Annotated in this window: 19 protein-coding genes and 1 pseudogene; 11 read left to right on the top strand and 9 right to left on the bottom strand. The window is 53.7% G+C overall.

The genetic code is table 11. The features are described 5' to 3' along the window. Positions 1-35: 35 nt before the first annotated feature. Positions 36-1,088: a helix-turn-helix domain-containing protein gene (locus ACSFE6_RS01175; protein ID WP_435425912.1), complete on the top strand. Its 1,053-nt coding sequence runs from the start codon at positions 36-38 to the stop codon at positions 1,086-1,088. Between the two features lie 15 nt (positions 1,089-1,103). Here the strand turns inward: ACSFE6_RS01175 and ACSFE6_RS01170 are convergent, their stop codons facing one another. Continuing rightward, entirely contained in the window at positions 1,104-1,247 is a 144-nt protein-coding gene (locus ACSFE6_RS01170) for a hypothetical protein (protein ID WP_435425911.1), read from the bottom strand. 371 nt (positions 1,248-1,618) lie between these two features. Between ACSFE6_RS01170 and ACSFE6_RS01165 the strand changes: the two genes are divergently transcribed. From ACSFE6_RS01165 to ACSFE6_RS01155, 3 genes and pseudogenes are all read left to right on the top strand, one after another. Continuing rightward, positions 1,619-2,971: a DUF1329 domain-containing protein gene (locus tag ACSFE6_RS01165; protein ID WP_435425910.1), complete on the top strand. Its 1,353-nt coding sequence runs from the start codon at positions 1,619-1,621 to the stop codon at positions 2,969-2,971. 384 nt (positions 2,972-3,355) lie between these two features. Beyond that, a pseudogene (locus ACSFE6_RS01160) lies at positions 3,356-4,453 on the top strand (HAMP domain-containing protein); the annotation flags it as partial. Next, complete coding sequence (locus ACSFE6_RS01155) at positions 4,430-5,311, top strand: methyl-accepting chemotaxis protein (protein ID WP_435426022.1); 882 nt, start codon at positions 4,430-4,432, stop codon at positions 5,309-5,311. The pseudogene ACSFE6_RS01160 and the gene ACSFE6_RS01155, both read left to right, overlap by 24 nt. Positions 5,312-6,003: 692 nt before the next feature. Here ACSFE6_RS01155 and ACSFE6_RS01150 read toward each other — a convergent pair. The 4 genes from ACSFE6_RS01150 to ACSFE6_RS01135 form a co-directional block, all read right to left on the bottom strand. Next, positions 6,004-7,056: an IS4 family transposase gene (locus ACSFE6_RS01150; protein WP_435425909.1), complete on the bottom strand. Its 1,053-nt coding sequence runs from the start codon at positions 7,054-7,056 to the stop codon at positions 6,004-6,006. A gap of 350 nt (positions 7,057-7,406) precedes the next feature. Beyond that, complete coding sequence (locus tag ACSFE6_RS01145; RefSeq protein WP_435425908.1) at positions 7,407-8,201, bottom strand: SDR family oxidoreductase; 795 nt, start codon at positions 8,199-8,201, stop codon at positions 7,407-7,409. Positions 8,202-8,262: 61 nt separating this feature from the next. Then, complete coding sequence (locus ACSFE6_RS01140) at positions 8,263-9,315, bottom strand: phosphotransferase enzyme family protein (RefSeq protein WP_435425907.1); 1,053 nt, start codon at positions 9,313-9,315, stop codon at positions 8,263-8,265. A gap of 9 nt (positions 9,316-9,324) precedes the next feature. Further along, a complete protein-coding gene (locus ACSFE6_RS01135) occupies positions 9,325-10,602 on the bottom strand; it encodes an aspartate aminotransferase family protein (RefSeq protein WP_435425906.1) in 1,278 nt (425 codons plus the stop codon). A 419-nt stretch (positions 10,603-11,021) separates the two neighbouring features. Between ACSFE6_RS01135 and ACSFE6_RS01130 the strand changes: the two genes are divergently transcribed. The 7 genes from ACSFE6_RS01130 to ACSFE6_RS01100 all read left to right on the top strand — a co-directional run bounded on the left by ACSFE6_RS01130 (position 11,022) and on the right by ACSFE6_RS01100 (position 20,280). Next, entirely contained in the window at positions 11,022-12,644 is a 1,623-nt protein-coding gene (locus ACSFE6_RS01130; protein ID WP_435425905.1) for a DUF1302 domain-containing protein, read from the top strand. Between the two features lie 157 nt (positions 12,645-12,801). After that, on the top strand, positions 12,802-13,872 hold the full coding sequence (locus ACSFE6_RS01125; protein WP_435425904.1) for a WD40/YVTN/BNR-like repeat-containing protein: 1,071 nt from the start codon (positions 12,802-12,804) through the stop codon (positions 13,870-13,872). Continuing rightward, on the top strand, positions 13,869-16,334 hold the full coding sequence (locus tag ACSFE6_RS01120) for an efflux RND transporter permease subunit (RefSeq protein WP_435425903.1): 2,466 nt from the start codon (positions 13,869-13,871) through the stop codon (positions 16,332-16,334). Before ACSFE6_RS01125 ends, ACSFE6_RS01120 begins: the two co-directional genes overlap by 4 nt. A gap of 130 nt (positions 16,335-16,464) precedes the next feature. Further along, positions 16,465-18,126 carry an amidohydrolase gene (locus ACSFE6_RS01115; RefSeq protein WP_435425902.1) on the top strand — a complete coding sequence of 554 codons (1,662 nt, stop codon included), beginning with the start codon at positions 16,465-16,467 and terminating at the stop codon, positions 18,124-18,126. Further along, positions 18,123-19,202, top strand: a complete 1,080-nt coding sequence (locus tag ACSFE6_RS01110; protein WP_435425901.1) for a CobW family GTP-binding protein — start codon at positions 18,123-18,125, stop codon at positions 19,200-19,202. Before ACSFE6_RS01115 ends, ACSFE6_RS01110 begins: the two co-directional genes overlap by 4 nt. A 106-nt stretch (positions 19,203-19,308) precedes the next feature. Then, the gene (locus ACSFE6_RS01105; RefSeq protein ID WP_435425900.1) at positions 19,309-19,734 is read left to right on the top strand and encodes a hypothetical protein; all 426 of its coding nucleotides are present in this window, start codon (positions 19,309-19,311) and stop codon (positions 19,732-19,734) included. Between the two features lie 213 nt (positions 19,735-19,947). Continuing rightward, on the top strand, positions 19,948-20,280 hold the full coding sequence (locus ACSFE6_RS01100; protein ID WP_435425899.1) for an amino acid permease: 333 nt from the start codon (positions 19,948-19,950) through the stop codon (positions 20,278-20,280). Between the two features lie 671 nt (positions 20,281-20,951). On the opposite strand, the gene ACSFE6_RS01095 is transcribed toward ACSFE6_RS01100, so the two are convergent. The 4 genes from ACSFE6_RS01095 to ACSFE6_RS01080 form a co-directional block, all read right to left on the bottom strand. Further along, the gene (locus ACSFE6_RS01095) at positions 20,952-22,391 is read right to left on the bottom strand and encodes an amidase family protein (RefSeq protein ID WP_435425898.1); all 1,440 of its coding nucleotides are present in this window, start codon (positions 22,389-22,391) and stop codon (positions 20,952-20,954) included. Between the two features lie 29 nt (positions 22,392-22,420). Beyond that, positions 22,421-22,822 (bottom strand): YybH family protein, encoded by a 402-nt coding sequence (locus ACSFE6_RS01090; protein ID WP_435425897.1) that lies wholly within the window; start codon positions 22,820-22,822, stop codon positions 22,421-22,423. 119 nt (positions 22,823-22,941) lie between these two features. Further along, positions 22,942-23,838 (bottom strand): SphA family protein, encoded by an 897-nt coding sequence (locus ACSFE6_RS01085; protein WP_435425896.1) that lies wholly within the window; start codon positions 23,836-23,838, stop codon positions 22,942-22,944. 291 nt (positions 23,839-24,129) lie between these two features. Further along, positions 24,130-25,584: an amidase gene (locus ACSFE6_RS01080; RefSeq protein ID WP_435425895.1), complete on the bottom strand. Its 1,455-nt coding sequence runs from the start codon at positions 25,582-25,584 to the stop codon at positions 24,130-24,132. Positions 25,585-25,677 lie beyond the last annotated feature (93 nt).

Here is a 25,677-nt window from a genome sequence, read left to right as displayed (position 1 = left end):
TTCAGCTTTCTGGAACGTCTTTTGCTTGTTTTTTAGTGGCCGGATTTTTCGGTGCGTTGGCAAAAGTCGTATCTTTCGAAGGCTATAACAATATGAGATCAGAGAGTGTTTGCCGTACTAGAGATTACTATGTTCATGCGGGTCATCACTCAGACCCGTTCACCAATTCTGTAGCGTTTGATGGCTGGGATCTGGAGTACATTCAACTTTCTTCAGGGCAATATCAATGTAATACTAAGGAGTTATGGCTTTCTGGATTACAGATTTATACAGAGATCGGAAATGTAACGAGCCACCAACTTGGTATTGCGTGGGCTGATTCATTTGTTTTTGCCCTGCCTTGGTGCATGGAGCGCGAAGGGCGAATAAATGGTCGAAGCTGGATGGAAAATGATCTCGTCATTTTTAGAGGCGAGAATGATTATGATGCATTGGTTCCCCCGACAAAATTGCTGATTGTGGCAGTCTCTCGTAAAGTGGTTGCTGAATATATGGAGGCAGTCGAACATGTGTCGGTAAAAGACTGGCTGAAACGTGGGATGTTCCTGGTCGACGACTCGACATGCACGGCAAGCATGACCAAAGTGTTCCTTGGTATGCTCGACGTATGTCATGACGATCCGGAGATGCTTAGTCATCCTGAGGTACGCTCAGCCTTGATGCAAAAGGCGATGGAGACACTGGCCCCTGTTATCCTGAAAAATTTTACAGTACCAGCGATTGTCCATCGAGAGTTCAACCATGTGCAGATCGTGCGCCGGGCACGCGAATTTTTAGTTGATAATATTTCAGAGCCCATGCAGATTATTGATGTCTGTCGTGAGCTTCGTGTTTCTCGACGAGTATTGCAATACAGTTTTCAGGATCTTTTGAATATCAACCCGGTTAGTTACCTTCGGCTGCTCAGGCTGAATGGCGCTCGTCGTGATTTGGTGAGTGCAGGTGATGGCGCGGTGCAAGTGAAAGACGTTGTGGCTAGTTGGGGGTTCTGGCATTTGAGTCGTTTCAGCTCTGAGTATAAAAAAATATTCAATGAACTTCCTTCGGAGACATTAAATCGCGTAAAGCGGGACATACGCGCTCTGTAGCGCGTTTATAAAATATCAAAGCGTCACTGCGGGTTGCGATGTCTTCGGGAACCTCTTGCAGCTTATCGCCTCGGTATCGACAGTCTGGCCGATGCCAATATAGATAGCCTTCTCGATACCGATCAGGATCGGCATTGATGGGAAATCCAGCTTGGTCATCGACCTGCATCGATTATCCATTGAAAATCGCCCTCTCTCTCGGGTGCATCATTGTGATTGTACGGAAATCGGATTAGAGGTTCGGTTTGTCGTTCAATCAGGCCCGATAGCCAGCTTGGCTGGTGATGCAGTCGCCACTTTCCGTTATCGATGGGGGAAGCCTCTGCCTTCTGACGGATGGCACGAGTTGTTTTACCTTATGCCAAATCTGGCTAACACTACTCTTTTGCGCTTCGTACTCTTGCAGGCATCAGTATTGCGATGAGGTGCAATTTACTGAGTAGTGAAAGATAAAACGCTTCTTATAAAAATCGCTCAGGGGCGCTTTCAATATGCCGCTCCACCGCAAGTTAAAACACAGGAGCAAACAAATGAGCAAACTATTATTCCCCCCGCTGCTAGTAGCCTTGCTAGCGTGTGGTCCTGAGGCGTTTGCAGCCGTCTCTGCCCAAGAGGCTGCGAAGCTGAACAACGAACTCACTCCGTTAGGAGCCGAAAAGGCCGGGAACAAGGATGGCACAATCCCTGCTTGGACGGGTGGCTATACTAAGCCAATTCCTGGGGACGAGCCGGGCGGGCGTCGTGGCGATCCGTTCAAGGATGAGAAACCGCTGTTCTCAATTACGCCAGCGAATGTCAGCCAGTATGCCGATAAGCTCACCGATGGGACCCAGGCGTTGTTGAAGAAGTACCCGGAAAGCTTCCGGGTCAATGTTTACAAGACCCATCGAACCGCAGCCGCACCACAGTGGGTGTATGACAACACCTTCAAAAATGCGACCAATGGCAAGATGAATGGTGACATTCCGCAAGGTGTCTATGGCGGTATTCCTTTCCCCATTCCGCAAAGCGGTGCGGAGCTGATGTGGAATCACGTGCTGCGCTGGCGTGGGACTTCAACATCGCAAATGTTCAAGGGCTATCAGTTGACCGCCAATGGCGACGCCGTACTGGTTTCTGACATGGTTCAAAACATCGAGATGCCTTACTACTTGCCAGACAGTAATCTTGAAGAACTGGCCAAGACCAATAATTATTGGCGCTCCCGACTGGATACCACGGGACCTGCAATCCGTGCAGGAGAGGCGCTTGCCGGCATCGAAAACCTGGACGGTGACAAGTCACAAGCTTGGGTATATCTCGTTGGCCAACGTCGGGTGCGCAAGCTGCCAAACGCCTGTTGCGATACACCATCGCCGGCCACTGCCGGGGTGATGAGCTTCGACGAAGTCACGACCTTCGCGGGTCGGCTCGATCGGTTCGACTGGAAAATTATCGGCAAACAGGAAAAGTATGTCCCTTACAACAGTAACGGTGCGCTTCAGGTAAAAGATGACAAAGAGTTGCTGTCCAAGCATCACATCAACCCTGAGCACGTACGTTGGGAATTGCACCGGGTTTGGGTGGTGGAAGCCACCTTGCGCAATGGCAAGCGCCACCAAGCGGTGAGAAGTCGCTATTACTGTGATGAAGACAGTTGGATCTGCTTGTTGGGCGATCGCTGGGACGCTAATGGTCAACTCTGGAAGACACTTCATGCGGACGCCGTTGTTGCACCTGACGCTCCGGCAGTGGTGATGACCAGTTTTGGTTTTAACGACCTCATATCGGGTACAAGCTTTGAGGCTATCATTAATAACAAACCGAAACAGTATGCGCTCACCCCACGCTTCGACAAAGATGCGTTCTCGGCCGACTCGCTGGTCGGCGACAGTTTGCGCTAGATAATCTATCTATATTTGGCACTGTCACCTGTTAAACGCCGCTAAACCGGGAAATGGTGTCCACTTAGCTAAGTGGGCGCCATTTTTTTAGGTGTAATTTCATGCAGCTGAAAATTTTGCGGTGCTCTCTTTATCTGTCCTCCAATTGTTACGTAATCGGCTTTGTCAGTCATAAGGCATACGGAGGTCGATTTTGGCAATGTGAGCAATTGGAAGTCTGTCTGATAGCTGCAGGACTGGCATTTTTTTCGATTTTTCAAAGTGTGCCATAACTCCCATATTCGTACGGTCGACTTGCACGAGGCCGGGTGTGTACCTGGAAGGCTTTAGTTTTTGCCAAGAAGTCCAGCGCGTCGCGCCATCAAAAAGAATGGAGTGCTCAAAATGTTTGAGTTTGTCAGGCGCTTATTAGTTGATCTTTCTGTGGGCAAGAAATTGCTCTGTGGCTTCGGGTTGGTTCTTTTCTTGACAATAGCGGTGATGGGCACAGGTTTTTTTGCCCTAAACTCGGTGCTCGGGCAGTACCGGCAGGTCATGCAACTGTCGACCATTGATACGCTGATCTTGCAAGCACGGCGCAGTGAGCGGGACTTTGCCATCAGCCGTGCCGAGGTTGACGCCCAGGCGGTACGCCAAGGGCTTGCTCGTGTGCGTGAGCTGCTCGGGCAATATCCGGAGTCGGTGGACGGGGACGAGAAGGCTCGTCTGCAGGCTATGGACCAGGCTGCATCGGTTTATCTCGAACAATTTGAGGCGTTTGTTGAGCAGCATGCTAAAGCCCTCCAGGCTCGACAGCAAATGACCCAGACAGCCAACGAGGCACGCAGGCAGTTCGAGACAATTGAGTTGGATATATACGATGCTCTGCGTGAGAAGAACTCTGAGAGCGGTCAGTCCAATGATAATGATCCACTGGATTTGGCCGAAAAAGTGTCTGGGATGAGCAAGCGCATGCTCGACCTGCGTAGCAATGAAAGTCTGTACATAATCGATGGATCTGCCGAAGCTTTGGACGCTTGGCTCTCTATCAGCACAGAGCAGGGCGCACTCGCACGTAATCTGAGCATCTGGCTGGATGAGAGGCAGCGCAATAACATCGATGCAGCCCTTGCTGCACTCAAGAGTTACCAGGACGCTTTCTTCAATTATCAGCGTGTGGTTAAGAAGACTGCCGAGATTGAAGGAGTGATGCTTGACCGAGCTCTGACTGTGCTAACGCTGGCTGAAACGGCCAAAAAACTGCAAGGCCAAGCGATGAGCTCTGGCAGTCACCGCGTGCTGTTTCTGCTCGGGTTGATGGGCTTTGTAGCTGTGCTGATCGGATTGTCCGCCTCCTTGTTGATAACACGTCAAATCGTCCTGCCGCTGCGCCAGGCAGTGGTCTTAGCACAGCGCATTACCGGGGGTGATCTAAGCCAGGACATCACATCAGAGCGTCGTGATGAGGTTGGCCAACTAATGACGGCCATGCAAGGCATGACTCTCAATCTACGGAACCTGATTCGGCGCATAGGTGTGAGCGTTACTCAGATATCTGGCTCCGCAGAACAACTTTCCTCCATTACTGCTCAGACCAGTAGTGGAGTGCAGACGCAGAAGCTGGAAGTCGAGCAGACAGCTACAGCCATGCACCAGATGGCTTCGACTGTGCAGGAGGTCGCCCGGAACGCTGAGCAGGCGTCGCAGGCGGCCCAACAGGCTGATTCGCAGGCGCAGCAAGGCAATTGGGTGGTGCAGCAGGCAATCGGCCAGATCGGTGGTCTGGCAACTGAAGTGGCGCGTTCCTCTGACGCTATCGCCGCGTTGAATCAGGAAAGCATGCGCATTGGTAGCGTGCTCGAAGTCATTCGCGGGGTGGCCGAACAGACTAACCTGTTGGCGCTCAACGCGGCCATCGAAGCGGCCCGTGCGGGCGAACAAGGGAGGGGATTTGCGGTGGTCGCCGATGAAGTGCGCGCTCTGGCTCGCCGCTCTCATGACTCAACCGAGGAAATTGAAAGGCTGATAGTTGGCCTGCAAACCTTGGCGAGTAACGCGGTGCACCAGATGGACAGCAGTTGTAAGCAAACTCAGCGAACCGTTGCTCTGGCCAGCGAAGCTGGCGATGCTCTGATCCGCATTACCCGTTCGGTTAGTACGATTGAGCAAATGAACCAGCAGATCGCCGCTGCGGCTGAGCAGCAAAGTGTAGTTGCAGAGGTCATCAATGGAAGCATCAGCCGGGTTCGTGGCATTGGAGAACAAAGCGCCGATGCAAGTCAGCGCACTGCAGTTTCCAGTGCAGAGCTTGCACGATTGGGAAGAGAGCTCCAAGAGCTGGTTCAGCGATTTCGAACCTGATTTTCTGACGAGCAATTTCCGGCAGGGGGGAGGGCTATGAGTTTCAGTTCGTCAGGCCCAACTGTGGCCTGGGACGTCTGGATGCCGAGATATCAATCGAATCTGCGGGGCGCTTGCCGGGTGCTGCTTGAGTGAAGGTTTCTATGGGAAGATCGGGTCATTTTCCAATGGGCCGCGATGGCGAGGCTACGCTGGAGGTGCTGTTGGTGCTATTGCGCGCAGTCATTGAGGTAAGTGAGGGGCCGGACAGGCGCAATCGTCTGTTTCGAAAGGCTATTGCTTTCATCGATGCGCACATCCACGAAGCTGGTCTGTGTCCGGAATTGATCGGTCGTCAGGTCGGTGTTTCTGTTCGGGGGGCTGTATCGGATGTTTGCTCGCCGCGGGCTGGTGGTCTCGCAGCACATCAAAGGCTGCTGACTTGAGCGTTGTGCCGAGGTTCTGCGTCGGGCACCAGTCGGGCGGCCCCTTTCAACACTCGGTGGTCAATGGGGCTTTGGCGATTACTTCTACACAGCCTTCAAGGCGCGCTTCGGCATGAGTTCACGTGAATGCTCACTAGTCTCCGGTAAACACGTTTCATAGCTGAAGGCTGCCTTGGGCAGCCTTCAGCTTTTCTCGCTCCAGCCTTCGTCGATCCCTCAACGCTGGGATAGTGGGCCGTTCATGCAGGACATGCGCTATGTGAACCGTCAGCTCGAACAACGAGCCGGTAAATCCTGAGCGACGATGGAAAAGTTGCAGTAACAAGTAGCTGACAAGGCACTGTAAATTTGCAAGCGCACGGCGTTTTCAGAGAAGGCATAGAAGCGGTTGAGCTTCAGATGTTGTTTGATCCACTTGAAAAACAGCTCGATCTTCCAGTGATCTTTGCACAGGGCTGCGATTTCTTCAGCTGTTCTCGTGAAGTCGTTGGTCACCAGGATTAGCGGTGTGGCATGGCCCTCACGCTCAACTATGACACGTCTTACCGGTGTTTCCCGGTAGGCATTCAGGCGTTTGCCGGCCAAATGCTTTTTGCCAAACTGGACGACTTCATCGGTCATGACCGGGCTTTGCTCGGCTGCGGTCGAGTGCTCGTGCTGCACTTTGATATTGGCGTTTTTCTTCAAGCGGGTGACGAAGAAAGCCCCCTTGGTCTGCAACTGGTGCCACCAGTTGTAATCGCAATAGCCCTTGTCAAAAACATGCGTCATGCCGGCCTTAATCGGCATGTTCAATGCGCTCATGTCGTTGACGTTGGCGGGGGTAATGTTCACGTACACCGAGGCCAACTGCGCCAGATCCAGCCCGACATGCACTTTGAGGCCTTGTGTAATGCGGGTTTTCGTCGCGGCTGTCCAGTCATCGAAGTGAGGTCCGCGCAAGGTGATCGAAGTGGAATCAATTAGGCTCACCATGGCACCGACTTCCTTGTGCTGCTGGCGGCTGATGCCGAGCAGCAGAAACTCGCAGAGGTTCTGGAAAGGTCGGTAGTCGCGCTTATTCAAGGCATCGGACAGGGTCGAGCGGGCAATAGGGCTGGCTTTAAGATGGTAGCTATGCGGGCCTAGAGTTTCGGAGAAATTCGCCAAGGACCGCAGGCTTGAGGCTTGGGTCAAATGAGCGCTGATCAGTGTCACCAGCAATTGCCAGGACATGCAGCGCTTGACGTAGCGATCTGCCTGGTGCCTTTCGGTGGATTGCCGGAAAAACTGACGGGGGATCGCACTGAGTAGGTGGGCTAAACGGGTGCTGGTAAACATGAGTCAAAATCGAGACTGAAAAATCCGATTATGACTGACAGCCGCCAACAGCAAGGGGGAGCGAGCTCCCCCTTCGGTTTTTACCGGACACTAGTGGCGTGCATGCCGCAAGTGTCACGGTTGATCTGGCGTAAATGGGCTATATCTCTGCCCGGGGAATGACGATCACATCGCCCCATCGTTATTTTCAGGCGGGGCAATGTTCCCCGGCCTTAGCGGCGCCAACACACGGGCTTGGCTTCGCAGTCGGCGTCCAGCCAGTCAACTCGACTTAAACACTCAATGACCAGCGCCGGATCGGTATCAGCCAGCGCAATGGCAGGATTTTTGCCTTGAGGCATCACTATTTATCAGCCGCGCTCTGTATAGAAGCCTTGCAATTGAACTGAGCTTTCTGGTGTGCATGATCCGCCGTCGACGATGATGCTCTGCCCGGTGACGTAGTTCGCCTCGTCGCTCGCCAGATAGAGCATGGCGTGAGCGATGTCGTGAGGGTGACCGAGTCTTCCGATCGGTACCTGGGTGGCCATTTCCGCCTGTTCCTCGCGACTGACCAGTTGGTCCATTGCTTGGGTGAGGATGTAGCCGGGCTCAACGGCGTTAACGGTAATGCCGTCTCGTGCGTATTCGAGCGAAGCGGCGCGGATGAAACCATTCAGCCCGGCCTTGCTGGCCGCGTAGTGAGCCAGCAGCGGCATCGCCACACGTGGGCCAGTTACTGACGACGTGAAGAGAATGCGGCCATGACCGCGTTCGCGCATCGATGGTGTCACTGCCTGAGTCAGCCAGAAGGCGGCCTTCAGGTTTACCGTCAAGGTTTCTTCCAGTTGCGCGTCGCTGAGGTCGTCGATCGTCGCCATCGGGAATACCCCAGCGTTATGCACGAGTACATCTAATGCGCCGTGCTCTGCGAGTACAGCTTCGACCAGATGCCTGGCATTATCCGCTGTACTGAGGTCGGTCTGCTGCCATTGTGCCTGGCCGCCGCTGGCGATGATGTCGGCGACTACCTTGCGACCTTTTTCAGCATTGCGGGCCGCCACCACAACGTGAGCTCCTGCTTTGGCGAACACCTCGGCGATGCCCTGGCCGATGCCCTGGCTGGCGCCGGTCACTAAGGCTACTTTTCCTTTCAATCTAAACATACATCACCCCTTTGATTGACCGCGCCGTTGTATGGGCTGTCGTATATCGATGGTTGGCCATTTACTCGGTTTTGGCGGAACTGCTATAGGTCTTGACAAATTCGGCGGCAAGATCGCATGCCAGTTCGGTCAAGAAGGGAGCGAGTTCCCTGGCGACGTCCGACCCTTCTCGGGTTTGCACCCAGCCCAAGTAGGTGAAGCCCCGTGCCATCATGAAGACCGGCAGTTTGGCCAGGACCTTTTCAGGTAGAACTCGATATGCTCGGTAGCCTTCGATCAGAGCGTCGTGAGCAACCTTGAAATTCGCATCTCGGCGGACGAAGTAAAGCGCAGTGGCCAGTTCAAACAGATGCCATCCGAAACCAGCGTCATCGAAGTCCAGCAGACGCACGGTATCGCCCGAGATCATCAGGTTCTCCGGCACAAAATCGGCGTGGATCAGGCCGTAGTAGTCGTCGTGCTCGGGGGCCTGGGTAATTGTTTGCAGCTCGGAGCGAACAATGTTTCGTGCCGTCAGGATTAGTTGCTGTTGCTCTTCGTTGAGGCTGCGCAGTTCCCAGAAGCGCCCCCAGAAAGGGGAGTCGCCGACCAGGCCTTCAGCGTCCCAGGCATGTCGATTGAACCCTTCGGGTCGACGCCATTGTCTGCCGTGCTCATGGAGGCGTGCGGCGATGTTTCCAATGGTCCGGTAAGTATGCTGGATCTGCTGTATGTCATCGCCGAGGCCGCCTTCGGCCGTGCCGAGCTGGCGACCTTCGATCCACTCGAACAGGTCGATCTGTAAGGTTTCGCCAGTGGAGGGTAGCGTGGCCAGAATGAACAACTCACCTTTGTCGGTCGGTACCACTACGGGCACGTCGATTCCGAATTGCTGTAGTGCAGCCATCCATTGCAGCTCGGAGCGCAACGCTGCGTCCGAGTGATAGCCACCACGGTGCACACGGAGGGCGTAGCGGTTTCCGTTTGTAGTCTCGATTTTAAATACTGCGTTTTCGCGGTATTTGATTAGGTTGACGTCCAGACAGTCCATGTTCCAGTGATGCAACGACGCCCGTGCCAGCCCCAGCAGATTGCTCAGCATCTGCTCCTGGCTAATTTCAATGTGTTCGCTCATGGGCGGCTCCTACAGGGTTGCCAGGCAATCGTCGAGGGTGTTGATGAACAGGTCGGCGTGTTCGGTCGTGAAAGGCAGCGGCGGGCGCACTTTGAGTACGTTGTCGTTCGGTCCCAGGCGGCTGATCAGAACACCGCGGTCCTTCATTAGGTTGACCACCTGCTTGGACAAGTCCCTTGCTGGCTCTTTGCTGTTGCGGTCCAGCACTAGTTCGATGCCGAAAAACAGCCCTGAACCGCGGACGTCGCCGATGATCTCGTGGCGCTGCTGGAGTGCGATCAAACCCTTGAGCGTATGCTCGCCAACCTGGGCAACATGCTCCAACAGTCGTTCTTCCTGGATAACATCCAGCACAGCCAGTCCTGCTGCGCAGGAGACTGGATTTCCCCCGAAAGTGTTGAAGTACATCACCCGCTCGCGGAAGTTGTTGACCAGATCTGCTCGAGACACCACGGCGCCGATCGGATGTCCGTTGCCCATGGGTTTACCCATGGTGACAATATCCGGAACAACACCGACCTGATCCTGCCCCCACATATGTCCGGTGCGACCGAAGCCTGACTGGACCTCGTCAAAGATCAGTAAGCCACCGGCTTCGCGAACCAAGCGAGCTACTTTTTGGACGTAGCTGGAGGGAGCGCCAGGCAGGCCCTCGTTGGCGAAGATCGGACAGATCAAAAGCCCGGCGAACCCCAAGCCGTCTGCCTTCAATGCTTCGATTGTTTTTGCGACTTCAGCGACATAGGTGTCGATGAGTGCTTCGCCCTGTAGGCCGCCGAGCGGACGATAGAGGTCGGGGAATGGCACTGCACGTACATTGAGACTTCCGGTGACGCCACCGGTAAACATGGTCGACAGCTCATCCACTGCCGCCGTATTGCCATGATAAGTACAGTTCGAACAAATGATGCCCTTGGCGCCGGTTGTCATCCTGGCTATGCGCAAGGCCAATTCATTGGCTTCGCTGCCGGTGCAGGTGAAAATGGCCATATCCAGTGATCTGTCAAAAGTCGCTGTCAGGCGCTCGGCATAATTGACTACATTCTCGTGTAGGTATCGGGTATGTATGTTGAGATCGGCTGCCTGTTTGCAAAGAGCCTCTACTACTTTGGGGTTGCAATGCCCCACTACCGGTACGTTGTTGTAGGCATCCAAATAACGTTTACCGTCGGCGTCAAATAGCCAGACGTCTTCGCCGCGCACAATGTGTAGCGGTGTGTCATAGAAAAGCGGTGCAGCCTTGCCTAGTAGCTGATTTCTGCGCTGCAGCAATTCGATGTTGGTCACCGTTCGCTCCTTTTTATATCGTTTTTGCATGTGCAGAGGGTTTCAGTCGACCACTGCTGTCCAACCTCTGCAAAAAGATTTGATGTCGATCTTAGTGCTGACGAACAAGATACAAAGAGAAGGAGGGGGGTGTTATCCAATATTGGCATGCACCAAAATCGCTGGACTACTCTGTAACTGGAGTCGACAGGATGGGACATTCTGCGAACTCTCATCGACTTCTGGATGAGTCAGGCTTGCCGCAGTGGGATTTCAATGCTTCTGCGTTTGTGATGCCAAATTAGGCTAACGGACGCCGCGATGCCTTCGTAATCTAATTTCCGTGGGAATGCTCTGACACAACTCCGGCGTTTGTCGGTGAGTGATGGGTAGTTCCATTGGTCGATGACTATGAATCAGGCACTAGCGGAACCAATAAAATGAATAAAAATAAAGCCTTACGTCCACTCGCTATCTCCATAATAGCTATCATGTCGCCGAGTGTTTATGCATTCGTGATTGACACTGAAAATCCAGATTTCAAGCTTCGGTGGGACAATACGGTCAAGTACAACAGTGCTTTTCGTGTCAAGGGGGCGTCCGATAAGTTGACTTCCTCGGTCAACCAGGATGACGGTGATCGAGACTTCAGCAAGGGCTTGATTTCCAACCGGTTCGACGTTCTCTCAGAGTTGGATATGAGCTACCAGGGTTTCGGCGCACGGTTGTCGGGAGCTGGCTGGTATGACACCGTTTATAACGAATCCAACGATAATAATTCGCCGAGCACGGTTAACTCCTTTTCCCGTCCCTTTGACGAGTTCACCAGCGATACCGAGAAATTGCACGGGCGAAAGGCCGAGTTGCTGGATGCATTTGTTTATGGCCGAGTGCCTATCGGGGATACCAAGGCCACCTTTCGAGCGGGCAGGCATGCCCTGATTTGGGGTGAGAGCCTGTTCTTTGGTGCCAACGGCATTGCAGGTGGGATGGCACCGATAGATGCAGTGAAAGCTCTGTCTGTACCCAATACCCAGTTCAAGGAGCTGATTCGCCCGGTCCAGCAGTTTTCCGGGCAGCTTCAGTTAACGCCGGACGTCTCCATCGGCGCCTATTACCAGTGGAGGTGGGAGGAAACGAAGTTGCCTGCTGCTGGCAGCTATTTCTCGACCCTCGATGTTATCGGAGATGGTGCCGAGCGATTGATCGCCGGTCCTCCTGTCATACCGGGAGGCGGGCCATTGGCGTTCTTCCGAGGGAAGGACATGAAGGCCAGGAATTCCGGGCAAGGTGGCTTGCAAGTACGCTTCAGCGTCGATGAAACGGACTATGGCATCTACGCGATCCGTTACCACGACAAAACACCTCAGCTTTATTTGCGACCTGGTGCCCTCAATCCTGTCAGTGGACAGATCGGTGAGTACCGATGGGTTTTTCCGGAAGATATCACTGCTTACGGGGCGAGTTTCAGTCGCACGTTTGGCGACTACAACATTGCCGGCGAAGTATCTGTGCGTCGCAACACTCCTCTGATCAGCGGTGGCGCGGTCGATTTGACAGGCACCGGCGATAACGATGGCAATCCGCTTTATGCCGTAGGTAATTCCCTGCATGCGCAAGTGTCTTGGTTGGCGACCCTGGGTCCATCTTTCATCTCAAATGAAGCCAGTTTTCTCGGGGAGGTCGCTTGGAATCGACGCACGAGTATTACCAAGAACCCTGATCTTCTAAGCCCCAATGCTGATCGAGATGCGGCCAACATACGCGTACTCTACGAGCCATCTTATCGCCAGTTTTTTTCTGGGGTAGATATCTCCGTGCCATTGGGTCTGGGCTTCGGTATTGGCAACTCGTCAGTAGTGGGGTCGTTTAACGGAGACCATGTCGGAGATGTCAGTGTCGGGTTGAAGGCGACATACCTCAGCGATTGGAAAGCGGGGCTTACCTACACCCATTTCTTTGGGCCGGAAGGTACGTTCCTGGATGACACGAGTTTCCCGTCATACAAACAATCGATGAAAGATCGCGACTTCGTTTCTCTTTCGCTACAGCGCACATTCTAAGAGGAGGGTTTGCCCACTGGTTCGCGCTTCGTTTGTTAGGTCAGGCGCTCATCATTGGGTAAACAGTTGCAGTGAACTCACGGTAAACGCGTTGAGTATCAAAGCTGCATGCTCAACGTTTTGCCGGTGAGTTACTGAACGAAGTACGGAGTCAATTATGTCAAACATGAATAACATTTCTCGACATTTAGCATGGTGCCTTCTTTGGGGCTTGGTTCTTATATCGACATTGTCGATTGCCAGTGGGGCGCCGGTTGGATCTGCGTTAGAAAGACCCTCAATTCCCACTGTAATGGCGGAACGCTCGTACTTGCTTGGCGTGGCGCAGGCGGGAAATCGTCTCGTCGCTGTGGGGGAGCGGGGAATTGTGGTGTTGTCCGATGATTCTGGAGCGAACTGGCGGCAGGTGCAGACCCCCGTCAGCGTGACGCTGACCGCGGTGCGCTTTGCCGATGCCAGCAACGGCTATGCCGTTGGGCATGGAGGCTGTGTGCTAGTGACCTCTGACGCTGGCGAAAGCTGGACACTTAGCCTCGACGGTCGGCGGATTGCCCAGTTAGTTCTTGCTGAAGCGCAAAAAAAAGGCGAAGCCCGGCCAATCGCTTTCGCGCAACGCATGGTTGAGGAAGGGCCGGACAAGCCTCTTCTCGATGTTCTGGTGCGCGATCCTCTTAATGCCGTTGTGGTGGGTGCTTACGGAATCGCCCTATCAACCAACGACGGTGGCAAGACTTGGTCATCTTGGGGAGACCGAATTCAAAACCCTGGTGCGCTTCACTTGAATGCAATACGCGGCGAGGGCCAGACGATCATTATCGTTGGCGAACAAGGGTTGGTTCGCACTTCAGAGGATGGCGGTGCGACCTTTTCCATCGCCCAGACGCCCTATCGCGGCAGTTATTTCACGGTAGAAATTCTATCGAGGCATGAAGTTGTCGTCGCTGGTTTACGCGGTAATGCCTTGCGCTCCGAGGATGGCGGCAAATCATGGACATCACTGGTCTCGCCGGATGAAGCGTCTATTACCTCTTCTGCGATCCAGCCTGATGGTCACTTGATTCTGGTTAATCAGGCGGGATTGGTAATGCGCGAGCGGGGAGGAAAGCTGGAACCACTCAATACCCGACCTTTTCCACCCCTTAACGGTGTGCTGCTCACATCAAACTTGAGCACGGTGGTGCTCAGTCAGCTTGGCGTACATGTAGTCAAACCTGGAGATAAGCTGTGAAGATTCAATCGTCAGACCTCTCAGGGATTGCCGCCAATTTCGATCATCAGTCGGGCTCCCTGCTGGAACGCGCGTTATTCAACAATCGACTCGTGGTCATCATTCTTTGTGTCATTGTTACCGCTTTATTGGGGTGGCAGACGACCAAGCTGGAGCTCAATGCCAGCTTTGAAAAAACCATTCCGACGCAGCACCCTTACATCCAGGAGTTCAACAAATACCAGAATCAGTTGGCTGGTCTTGGCAACGCTGTTCGCGTTGCAGTGGAGAGTCCTAAAGGCACCATTTACGATCCCGGATACCTCGATGCATTGCGCCGCATGTCCGATGAAATCTTCCTTTTGCACGGGGTGGATCGGGCGAACATGAAGTCGCTGTGGACGCCGTCAACACGCTGGACGGGCGTGACCGAAGAGGGTCTTGAAGGTGGCCAGGTGATTCCTGAAGGATACGACGGCAGCCCTTCGAGCCTAGAGCAGTTGCGGGCGAACATCGCCCGCTCCGGTGAGATCGGCCAGATCGTGTCCACCGACGGCAGGTCATCGGTGATCTACGTTCCGTTACTGGCCAAGGACAGCGAAGGTCGCCCCTTGAACTATGCGGTGTTCGCCGGATATCTGGAGCAACTGCGTCACAAGTACGAAGCCGAAGGTAATGTGGTGCACATCACAGGGTTCGCCAAGATTGTCGGCGATCTTATCGACGGTGTGCGTTCGGTCTTGGTGTTCTTCGCCATAGCCGTCGGCATCGCCACTGTTACGGTGTTTTGGTACACCCGTTGTGCCCGCTCTACGTTGCTGGTGGTTACAGCATCGTTAGTCGCAGTGGTATGGCAACTCGGACTGTTGCCGACGCTTGGTTATTCCCTGGATCCCTATTCTATTCTGGTGCCGTTTCTGGTGTTCGCTATTGGCATGAGCCATGGCGCGCAGAAGATGAATGGCATCATGCAGGACATCGGGCGGGGCATTCCGAAGTTACTCGCCGCACGCTTCACATTCCGCCGTCTGTTTTTGGCAGGTATGACGGCACTGCTGGCCGATGCTGTCGGCTTCGCAGTGTTGCTGGTGATCGACATTCAGGTTATCCGCGAATTGGCTATTGCTGCCTCGATCGGCGTGGCGGTACTCATCTTTACTAACCTGATCCTGTTGCCGATCATGCTTTCCTACACTGGTGTCAGCGCCTTTGCTGCCAAGCGTAGTCTGCATGCCGAGTCAGCAGATGATAAAGGGCAGGGCAAGCATCCGCTCTGGTCTTTTCTGGATCGCTTCACTCAGCGCAGGATGGCTGCCTTCGCATTGGTGGGGGCCACGATCATTGGTGTGGCCGGTTTTGTCGTCAGTACCCATCTGAAAATCGGTGACCTGGACCCAGGGGCGCCCGAGCTGCGTTCTGACAGTCGTTACAACCGTGATGTGGCCTTCATGAACGCGAGCTACGGTGCATCAAGCGACGTTCTCGCTGTCATGGTCGCGAGCCCCGCAGGCCAATGCTCCCAATACGAAACGCTCAACAAGATCGATGTGCTGGAATGGCAACTACGCCAACTACCGGGCGTCGAGACGACCAACTCACTATCTCTGCTGAACCGGAAAATGCTGGTTGGTTTGAACGAGGCCAACCCTAAGTGGTACGAGTTCCTTCCCAATCAGAGCATGCTGAACATGATCACGGCTGGCGCACCGCGCGGTCTTTACGACGACAGCTGCAGCCTGTTGACGCTTTATATCTATTTGCGCGATCACAAGGCTGACACGCTGTCTTCGGTGGTCCGGTTTGTCGAAGCATTTGCCCGCGAGAACGATACTGATGATACCAAGTTCCTGTTGGCTGCCGGGAATGCCGGTATCGAAGCGGCCACTAACATTGTGGTCAAACAAGCCTGGTGGCAAATGCTGTTTCTGGTCTATGCCGCTGTTGCGGTACTAAGCCTGATTACCTTCCGTTCCTGGCGGGCGGTGGTAGTAGCGGTATTGCCATTGATGCTTACCTCGATACTCGCCGAGGCTTTGATGGTCACTCTCGGCATGGGCGTCAAGGTTGCGACATTGCCTGTCATCGCCTTGGGGGTGGGAATCGGTATCGACTACGCCCTGTACATTCTGTCCGTCACTTTGGCTCAGTTGCGAGAGGGTAAGAGCTTATCCGAGGCCTACTACCGAGCCCTGTTGTTTACCGGGAAGGTTGTGATGCTGACGGGTATCACGCTGGCCATTGGTGTTGTCACCTGGGTGTTAAGCCCTATCAAGTTTCAGGCGGATATGGGGCTGCTGTTGGCCTTCATGTTCCTATGGAACATGTTGGGAGCACTGATCCTTCTGCCGGCACTAGCACATTTCCTCCTCAGACCGAGTGATATAGCCGCCGCTCCCGATTCGCAGCAGCCTGAACAGTCGTGCGCAGCGAAGGGCGAGGTAGATCACGGCCAGCTAAGCCACAACTTGAAAATACCGGTTTGATATCGGAGCTCCAGGCGTGGGCGACATGTCCGGACGGCGCTCATGAATCAATACATTGTCGAGAGGGGGCTGGCACTTGTTCCAAGTGTTTGACCCTCGAACTTACTAACTTTCAAAGAAGGTGTTTGTCATGGCATATCAAGGAAATGAACTTGTTCTGGTAAACGGTTCGATCTACACGATGAATGCTGATACTCCATGGGTTGATGCCTTGGCGGTACGAGACGGTCGGTTGGTTGAGGTAGGGAGCGAAGAAGCTGCAAGGGCTGCCGTAGGTGCCAATGCCAGCGTGATCGATCTGCAAGGGAAAATGGTGATGCCTGGCATGATCGACGTCCATAGCCACTTTGTCCTTGCAGGTCGGGGCGAGCTATACGAGGTGAATTTTCCGCCGACTGCCAATCTCGACCAGATCATTGAAATGGTTCGCGATGCGGCCAAAGATCGTCCTCAGGATCGGTGGATCGTCGGTGGTATTTGGGGCAGTACGTTGCTTGATCAGCTGACCTACGAGGCGCGCCTTCGTCTAGATGAGGCATCCGCTGGACGTCCGGTCATGCTGCGAGATGATTCCCATCACAACCGCTGGCTTAACCTTGCAGGATTGAAGGCTTGTGGTATTGACGACAACACCCCCAATCCTCCCAATGGCACCATTGCGAGGCATCCGCAAACCGGTGAGGCTACCGGCTTGTTGCTGGAAACCGCATCCGCTCTGGCTGAGGCTACGGTGTCCCGGTCATTGGCAAAAGAGCCGGAACTCGACGTCGCTGCGGCCGTTCATGCGATCAAACGCATGAATGCTCTAGGTGTCACCGGGCTTCAGGATGCTCTCACCGCGCGGATGATGATGGACGCGATCAAGACTGTTGCTGATCGCGGACAATTGACCGCCTGGGTTGTCGGCTCCATGCCTGTACTGGAAGGAGGACCTCTTGCCACCGAACAGTGGGGAAAGGAGTTGTTTGAACTGCGCGACCATTACCGAAGCGAATACTTCCGTCCTGAATTCGGCAAGATCTTCCTCGATGGCGTGCCCACCACCCGTACTGCATCGATGTTGGAGCCTTATCTGCCGGATACTTTGCACGGCTGCTGCTTCCGCGGTGCGACCTTCCTGACAGTGCCACAGTTAGCGCGAGTAATAGCTGAATGCGAACAGGCTGATGTCAGCCTGAAGATCCATTGCACCGGTGATGGTTCGGTACGCGTAGCACTTGATGCCTTTGAAGTGGTGCGCACCTTCAACGGTGGCAATCGCCAGCATCAGATCGCCCATGCTGGTTACTTGCACGACAGTGACATCGCGCGCTTCAAAGAGCTGAACATCGTTGCTGATCTTTCGCCGATTCTCTGGTGCCCTGGGGTGATTGTTGACCAACTCAACGCGGTATTGCCCGAAGAGCGCGTCACGCGGTCTTATCCGAATCGGTCCATGGAGGAAGCCGGGGTTTTACTCGCTGTTGGCTCGGATTGGCCGGTGGTGCCTGATCCTAGCCCGTGGATCAGCCTGCAAGCCATCATCACTCGACGTGATCCAAGTGGAGCGTTCCCTGGAGAAATGTGGCCCGAGCAGGGGCTGGACCTGGCCACCGCGCTGCGTGCATATACGATCGGTCCAGCGACGGCGATGGGCCTGAACAAGGAAACCGGCTCGCTCGAAGCCGGTAAATCCGCAGATTTCATTGTGCTCGATCGTAACTTGTTCCAGACCCCGCTTGACCAATTGGCACAGACCCAAGTCCTGCAGACATATTTCGCCGGCAATCGGGTGTATGAGGCTCAAGTATGAACGATGTGGGCGATACCCGGCTGCCGGTCACACTTTTAACCGGATTTCTTGGCAGTGGAAAAACTACCACGCTGAATCGTTTGCTGGAATTGCCTGAGCTCGCCGACACGGCGGTAATCATTAATGAGTTTGGAGAAATTGGAATTGATCATCTCCTTGTCGAACAGGTGAGTGAGAACCTGCGATTGCTGCAGAGCGGATGCGTGTGCTGCACCGTTCGCGGGGATCTGGTTGACACATTGGTAGATCTGCACCGTCGGCTGGAGAACGGAGAACTTTCGTCATTTAGCCGTGTAGTCATTGAAACCACGGGGCTCGCGGATCCGGTACCGGTGTTGCAGACCTTTATGATCGATCCCGAGATCATTCAGCGTTATCGCCTCCAACAGGTTGTCACTACAGTGGATGCGGTTAATGGTGCAAGTACCCTTGATCGGCACGTTGAGGCTGTCGCGCAGGTAACTCTGGCGGATCGGTTGCTGTTGACAAAAACCGATCTGGCGTCTGATCAAGCTATTGCAGCACTGGAGGCCAGGTTGCGGGGCATAAATCCTGCGGCTGATTTCAAGCGGGTTATCAATGGGCATGTAGATGCGGCGGATGTACTAGGGCACGAAGACGGCACTACACGGCACGACGTGCTCGACGTTGACGCTTACATGGAGCAAGCCCAGAGGCGAGGCGGTGAGAGCTACCACGAAGGCAAGGTTCAGTCTCACTTCCTGATTCTGGATCAGCCAGTTGAACAGGAACGCCTCGCCTATTGGTTGGAACTCATTGCGTCGGTGAGGGGGGAAAGTCTGCTGCGAGTGAAGGGAATAGTGCAGGTGGCCGAACATCCTGATCAGCCCATGGTTGTTCATGGTGTACAGCAAATCTTCCATCCATTGAAACGGCTTTCAATGTGGCCATCGACGGATCGCCGCTCGCGAATCGTGCTCATCGTTCAAGAGATTGAATATGCTGAGATCGTTCGAACTTTCGAGAAGTTTGTCGGGGTGAGCCTTCCTGCATTTAAACCAATGTCCCAAGTCAAGCCTGATCGAGAGCGAAGTGTAACGGTATTTCATGGATAGGGCTGAGCAGGCCTGAAATATTTTAAAAAGAGGAGTCTTGTAACTGTGTGTTCACCATAGCCTCTGTGATGAATATAAATAATGAACTAGATACGTTTGTCTATTGATGTCTCGGCAGGTACTTTTCTGCAGAGAAAGTATCTGCCTCAAAGAAAAGTTGGGCTTCTTGATGATGGCCATTTGTATGGGCGTTGTTATTGTTCAAGGCTCAATGATATCGACTACCCAGGGAGTGGGGGTCGGTAGTGTGGGACTCATCGCTGCTTTGTGCGTAGCTTTCCTGCTGGTGCAGTTCAAAATCATGTCTTTTGCTGAGCTGTCTTTGATGTTTCCTAATGCAGGGGCGCTAGGCACCTATACTCAAAAACCTATCGGTCACGTTCCTGCAATCGTCGCGGGATTCGCAGATTTCGTAGTGACGGCGATGCTGGCGCTACCGGACGAGATGTTTCTTGTTGATGCAGTGATCGCCGAGCTCGCTCCCGGTGTTTTCCGGAAAGAGCTATCTCGTTGGCGATTCTGTTATCACTGACAGTGACCAACCTGGTGGGTGCTGATGTTTTTGCCAAAATGACAAAATCTCTTGGCATTTATTCTTGTTACTGTGTTGGTACTGCTAAGTCTATGTGCCTTGACAGAGATGGCGCAGCCAGTTCCGTCGATCATTAGCACAGCTGTGGAATGGAACTTTTCATCAAGACAAGACGGTGGCTTCCTGGGCCTTATCGTGCTTGCGATGTAGCTGATGGTAGGCTCAGAGTACATCCGCCCGACGATCAATGAGGTGCATAGACCAGAACGCAATATCCCGCGAGTAATGAGTTTGTCCCTATTGGCAATGCTGGTGATCTTTTTAGCCTTCGCAATCGGTGCCGGCCATTATTTGAGCGTAGAGACGTTGACCAATTCACCGTTCCCATACGCCGATTATGCAAGTGCCGTTTTTGGTAAGGGGGGGCTTTTGATTGCCGCAGTCATGGGCGTCACGGCGACTTGCAGTACGCTTAATACAGTACTGGTGGCAACACCCCGGATGTTGCAGGGAATGGCTGAAACGGTCAGGTATTTTCGCAGTTAAAGCTCAAGAACAAGCGCAACGATACCCCTTGGGGCGCTATTCTTTCATTTCGGGCATCGTCCTATTTAGACTCGCTGATTACGCTCGTCATCGCAGCCTCCACCAATTGGTTATTGGCCTATGTGGTCGCCCACATCAACGTCATTGTTCTGCGTCACGGTTATCCTGATTTTCATCGTCCGTACCGGGCACCTTTCTACCCCATGCTGCAAATCATTGGGGTCGTGGGTAGGGGGTATATCGTCCTACACAATTCCCCCTCACCGGATATGACTGCAATGGTCTACTAAATCACCGGAAGCATACTGTTACTCGTCAGTGCCATTGCCGCTGTGTGGGTTAAATGCTTCATGAAGCGAGGGCTATTTGAGGCTGATCTCATTTGATGAGTTAAAGGATCATATTATTTTTCGAGAGTTCTGCTGAAAGGTGTTGAACCTGTGACTCCGATGTGTGTACAAAAGAGGGGCGGGTTCATTCATATCCCGCGCGAAGCAATCCGTTGGCTCGTACCAAGAGTTCAGCGCGCAAAGATTCGACAAACTCGGGCGCAAAAAACAGTTGGATTTACATCGGAGAATGATTGATCGGCGAGGCCTACAGCGGCGGGTCCAGGTCCAATCCTCCAAGCGGAGCGGCGACACCGGTGCCGGTGCCTGCCGCAATTTGGCTCAAAGAGGGTCGATCGGCGTTAGTCGGCCTGCACTTGCTTCAATGATCTGCGCAGCGTCAAACAGGTCGCACTCGCGATAGCGTCGACCAAGCAATTGCACACCGCAGGGTAGCCCGTTCTCAATACCGACAGGGACAGACATGGCTGGAAAGCCCAGATTGGCGATCCCCATCATCGACCAGTTGGCTTTCATTACTCGACGCATGCTCTCGACATTTTCGATGTCGGCGTTCTGCGTGAATGCCTGTTCGGCAGAGACGGGAAGCAATACGACTGGATAGGTTTCCAGCAATGTTTGCAGTTGAGTTATCAGGCTTCCACGTCTTGCGTAGCCGTGCATGTAGTCGCTCAATGTGGGTTGAGTGCCCCACCAATCACCTGCAACTTTAAAGAAGTACTTTATCGCTGTTAACGCGCCTTGGTCTCCCGCTTGCTCCATGAGTGGAAGCATTTCACGAAACTCCTCTAACGCAAGCAAATACCAAAGGCGGTAGGCTTCCTCCAGGAAGGGCAGTTCGATTTCTTCGACGATATAGCCCGCGTCAGAGAGATAATCTGCTGCTCGGTCTAGCGCCGCAGAGACCTCCGGTGTGATTGTTACTTCAGCGGACTTACGCAGTAATCCAACTCGCTTCAAGCTCTGCGAGTGTTGTGTGTTGTAAGACAAAGGCAGCGATAACAAATCCTTTGGATCAAAACCACTCATAGCCGAAAGTGCGAGCCGCAGATCTGCGACGCTACGTGCAATGGGTCCGTCGGTCGCCATGACTTGCACACAAAAGGGCTGATCGAGATTTTTAGGGCCAAACCAACGAGGAACGCGTCCAACCGTCGGTCTGATTCCTGTCACGCCACAGCAGTAGGCGGGGTGCCGGATTGAGCCGCCAAGGTCGTTACCGATCGCAATTGGCATCATGCCGGCTGCAACGGCTGCAGCAGCACCGCCACTTGAACCGCCAGGAGTATGGCCTTTGTTCCAAGGATTCAGGGTGTCTCCATGCAAGTTGTTATTGGAGAACCAGCGTAGCGAGAAGGCGGGTACATTGCTTCGTGCGGTGAGTATGGCGCCGGCTTGACGCACCTTAGCAATTGATGGGGAGTCTTCGGTGGCGATGTTGCCAGCAAATAGAGTGACCCCGTTGGTAGTAGCGTGGCCACGCTGATCAATATTGACTTTGGTCGAAAGCGGAACGCCATGCAGCGGCCCAAGCACATCTCCGGAGGCAACGGCGCGATCGGCCTCATCTGCCGCAGCTAAAGCTTGTTCGTGATTGACCTCGGTGAAGGCGTTGATGATGGGGTTTATCGCGTCGATACGCTCAAGACAGCTCTCAACAACCTCACGGGACGATAGTTGTCGAGTTCTGATCCCCTTGGCCAGATCTACTGCGCTCCACGACCAAAGGGCGTTTGAGGTGTGCTGAGTATCGTTAGTCATCGATTCTACCTTTTGTGTGATCGAATGCGTCATGCCTGAATGTCGTCTGGCAGATGGTCGCGACTCACTACATCTCGGTGTAGTCGCCAGACACCATTGAGACGTTTCCAGGTAACCAGATAACGTCCCGCTACAGCCGTGACGCGCTGACCTTGGGGTGTTTGCGCAAATAATTCGAAAGCACCTATTTCTGTTGCCGCATGCTCATCGCCGTCGACATCCAGGGTTGTGAAGGCCCCACCTATGATTCCGTTGGCGAAAAGCCCTTCGAAGAATTCAGCAATGGCAGATTGGCCTACAAGAGTGGGTGCGCCATCAGGAAGAAAGCACGCATCGCTCGTGTACAGTGCGGCTACGTTCTGGCTGTTCTGACTAGCTACTGCAGTGGCTAATTCATGTTCGGCGTTCTGGATCTGCTCTTTAAGGTTCATAGTGTTCTCTCTATATCCATTAGTGGCCCAATGGCCTGCCTGGGTGAAAATTTTTCGCTAGAAAAATGGTTTGCTTAAACTTTTGGCATTTTTTAATGCTATATAGTTTTTACCTTTACTTAGAAATTTTGCGAAACGCGCACGCCGAAGGTATAAACTTCGGCGCGATTCCGTGCATCGAACTCTTTATAAATGTGCGCTGAGACAGGGGGTAATCCAGGTTTAAAGAAGACCGCCGCTGGACCTAGTGGCGAGACCGCTGCGCGGTTTCCGGTGGTTAGATGGGGAGCGTCATCGTCGCTAATTTGACGGTAATAGAAACCTCCCAGACCGACTGTCCAGGGGCCAATATGCTGTCCGACCGCAAATTCGTGGCGATATTCGACGCCATTTTTGTAATCATTGGCTTTATTTCGGCTGCTGACATCCACCTGAAAATTCGATGAGACTTCAAAGCCGCTATCTGTAATGTAGGTGGCGCTCAGCCCTGGTGAATAGGACCAGTGATTTTGGCCCGGTGACACCAGGCGTTTTTTATCGTAATCACCCGTGGGTGCGGTGATGGCAAAATAGGTGTTCACAAATAAACTGGGCGACAAGTTCCATTGAAGTATCAATGGAACAAAAAACGCGTCCGACATGCAAAACGCACTGGCTTCAAATTTTCTGGGACCGGCAGGCGTCTGAACCTTGAACTCGGCATCCATTTTGAATAAGGGTAAAAGTATGCCGAAACCGTAATTGGCACCAAGCAGGGTATGTTCCGTCATTCGTATGTAGAAGGGTACGATGCTTACCAAATCATGGTCGACATCGTTGTCGGCGCGCTTGCCTTGTTTGTCTTTGACTATCCTGGCGGAGTAGCAGCCAGTGCGTAGGCTTAGCGTTCCATTCGCGGTGGGCGAGGGGGGGATGCTGGCCCCGAAATCACTGACGTCGAAAGTCGTGCTCACCACGCCGTTCTCGACGGCCTCTGCCGATGTCCAGACACCCAGCGGGCTGAGCGTCAGCGTCATGGCTTGTCCTAGGAGGCTATTATTTTTTTTATTCAGGGGGAAGTCCTCATTCGGGGTGGTGAAGAGAGGACATGATGTGATGCGTCTTTTTTTTTATATATCCGATTTCAGCACAGATTCAGCATGCCAAGATTTGCGATGGGCGTTCGCCTGCATGGAGTGGTAATCGACGGAGAAACGAGGCATTTATCAGAAGCCCTGGCGCTCGTTCAGGTTGTTCATTAGGTTCCGTGTGAAAAGTCGCGCTCAGATACACCCGTCCATCGCTGATGTATCTGAGCCATTTCCTATCTAGCGAGGGTTGATGGGGGTTAAATAGCCCGCGCGAGCTTCGATGACTTCGGCGGCTTCGAGCAGATCTTCATCACGGAAGCGCCGACCTAGCAGTTGCACACTGCAGGGCAGGCCTCCTGCAACGCCGACCGGTACCGACATTGCCGGAAATCCCAAGTTCGCAATCGCCATCATCGACCAGTTGGCTTCGATTGCCCGGCGCATGCCGTTAATATTTGCGATGTCGAGGTCCTGTGGGAACGCCTGCTCGGCACTGACCGGCAAAAGCAGAATTGGATAGGTCTCTAAAAACGCTTGCAACTGCGCAATCAGGGTGCCGCGGCGCGCGTAACCGTGCATGAAGTCAGTCAGGCTCGGTTCGGCACCCCACCAGTCTTTAGCGACCTCGCAGGTATATTGCATGGACTGCAGAGCCCCTTGGTCACCTGATTGTTCGATCAGTGGGGTGACTTCCTGCAGCTCCCGCAAGGCCAGCAGATACCAGAGGCGGTACGCCTCTTCTAGAATGGGTAGCTCGACCGGTTCTACGCTGTAACCTGCATCGGCTAGATAGCGTTCAGCGTCCTTGAGCGCTGCTTCGATTGCCGCCGTAGGGCGTGTGCCTGTATTGCGCAACACGCCAACACGGATAGGCCGTTGGGCTGACTCGAGGGTATAAGGCAGCGGTAAGGACAGAGGGTCGCGAGGATCGAAACCGCTCATGACGGAGAGTGCTAGGCGCAGATCGCCAACACTGCGAGCGATTGGCCCATCCGTGGCCATGGTTTGTACGCAGAGCGGCTGATCCATGTTAGTTGGGCCGAATCGGCGAGGTATGCGTCCTACGGTTGGGCGAATACCCGTCACACCGCAACAATGTGAAGGATGACGAATCGAGCCGCCAATATCATTGCCAATGGCCAGTGGCATCATGCCGGTTGCCACCGCCGCGGCGGCACCGCCGCTCGAACCGCCAGGTGTGTAGTCCTTGTTCCAAGGGTTGAGGGTGACACCATGCAGCAGGTTGCTGGAGAACCATCGCATCGAGAATGCTGGCACATTACTGCGGGCGGTCAGTATCGCACCGGCCTGGCGCACACGAGCCACCGACGGTGAGTCCTCACTGGCGACATTGTTGGCGAACAAGGTCACCCCGTTGGTTGTTGCGCGGCCACGCTGATCGATGTTGACCTTAGTTGACAAGGGTACGCCGTGCAGTGGGCCGAGTGGTTCTCCTGCGGCCAGGGCGCGGTCGGCGGCATCTGCCGAAGCCAGCGCATCCTCGTGGTTGACTTCAGTAAAAGCGTTTATCTGCGGGTTGATCGCATCAATACGAGCCAGGCAGCTTTGCACTGCCTCACGGGAAGAGATTTTCCGTGTTCTGATTGCTTTGGCCAGGTCTACGGCGCTCCAGGCCCAAGGATCGTTGGATGAAAGAGGCGTATTCGTGTTGCCGGCTGATGTGTTTTTCATTCGGGGCGTACTCTCTACCAAAAAGATTGCTTATGCGTATGAGCGAATTGCTCGCTGTATTAACCATTCATACTGTCGCGGCTAATTACATCC

It is taken from the genome of Pseudomonas baetica, from assembly GCF_051216495.1.
Taxonomy (GTDB): Bacteria; Pseudomonadota; Gammaproteobacteria; order Pseudomonadales; family Pseudomonadaceae; genus Aquipseudomonas; species Aquipseudomonas baetica_B.
This window is presented reverse-complemented; position numbering and strand designations above follow the sequence as displayed.

Coding starts and splice junctions, on each gene's coding strand:
- ACSFE6_RS01090 (WP_435425897.1), bottom strand. CDS start 22,822: ATGAACCTTAAAGAGCAGATCCAGAACGCCGAACATGAATTAGCCACT.
- ACSFE6_RS01125 (WP_435425904.1), top strand. CDS start 12,802: ATGTCAAACATGAATAACATTTCTCGACATTTAGCATGGTGCCTTCTT.
- ACSFE6_RS01140 (WP_435425907.1), bottom strand. CDS start 9,315: ATGAGCGAACACATTGAAATTAGCCAGGAGCAGATGCTGAGCAATCTG.
- ACSFE6_RS01095 (WP_435425898.1), bottom strand. CDS start 22,391: ATGACTAACGATACTCAGCACACCTCAAACGCCCTTTGGTCGTGGAGC.
- ACSFE6_RS01080 (WP_435425895.1), bottom strand. CDS start 25,584: ATGAAAAACACATCAGCCGGCAACACGAATACGCCTCTTTCATCCAAC.
- ACSFE6_RS01100 (WP_435425899.1), top strand. CDS start 19,948: ATGGTAGGCTCAGAGTACATCCGCCCGACGATCAATGAGGTGCATAGA.
- ACSFE6_RS01085 (WP_435425896.1), bottom strand. CDS start 23,838: ATGACGCTGACGCTCAGCCCGCTGGGTGTCTGGACATCGGCAGAGGCC.
- ACSFE6_RS01105 (WP_435425900.1), top strand. CDS start 19,309: ATGTCTCGGCAGGTACTTTTCTGCAGAGAAAGTATCTGCCTCAAAGAA.
- ACSFE6_RS01145 (WP_435425908.1), bottom strand. CDS start 8,201: ATGTTTAGATTGAAAGGAAAAGTAGCCTTAGTGACCGGCGCCAGCCAG.
- ACSFE6_RS01110 (WP_435425901.1), top strand. CDS start 18,123: ATGAACGATGTGGGCGATACCCGGCTGCCGGTCACACTTTTAACCGGA.
- ACSFE6_RS01130 (WP_435425905.1), top strand. CDS start 11,022: ATGAATAAAAATAAAGCCTTACGTCCACTCGCTATCTCCATAATAGCT.
- ACSFE6_RS01115 (WP_435425902.1), top strand. CDS start 16,465: ATGGCATATCAAGGAAATGAACTTGTTCTGGTAAACGGTTCGATCTAC.
- ACSFE6_RS01165 (WP_435425910.1), top strand. CDS start 1,619: ATGAGCAAACTATTATTCCCCCCGCTGCTAGTAGCCTTGCTAGCGTGT.
- ACSFE6_RS01150 (WP_435425909.1), bottom strand. CDS start 7,056: ATGTTTACCAGCACCCGTTTAGCCCACCTACTCAGTGCGATCCCCCGT.
- ACSFE6_RS01170 (WP_435425911.1), bottom strand. CDS start 1,247: ATGACCAAGCTGGATTTCCCATCAATGCCGATCCTGATCGGTATCGAG.
- ACSFE6_RS01155 (WP_435426022.1), top strand. CDS start 4,430: ATGACGGCCATGCAAGGCATGACTCTCAATCTACGGAACCTGATTCGG.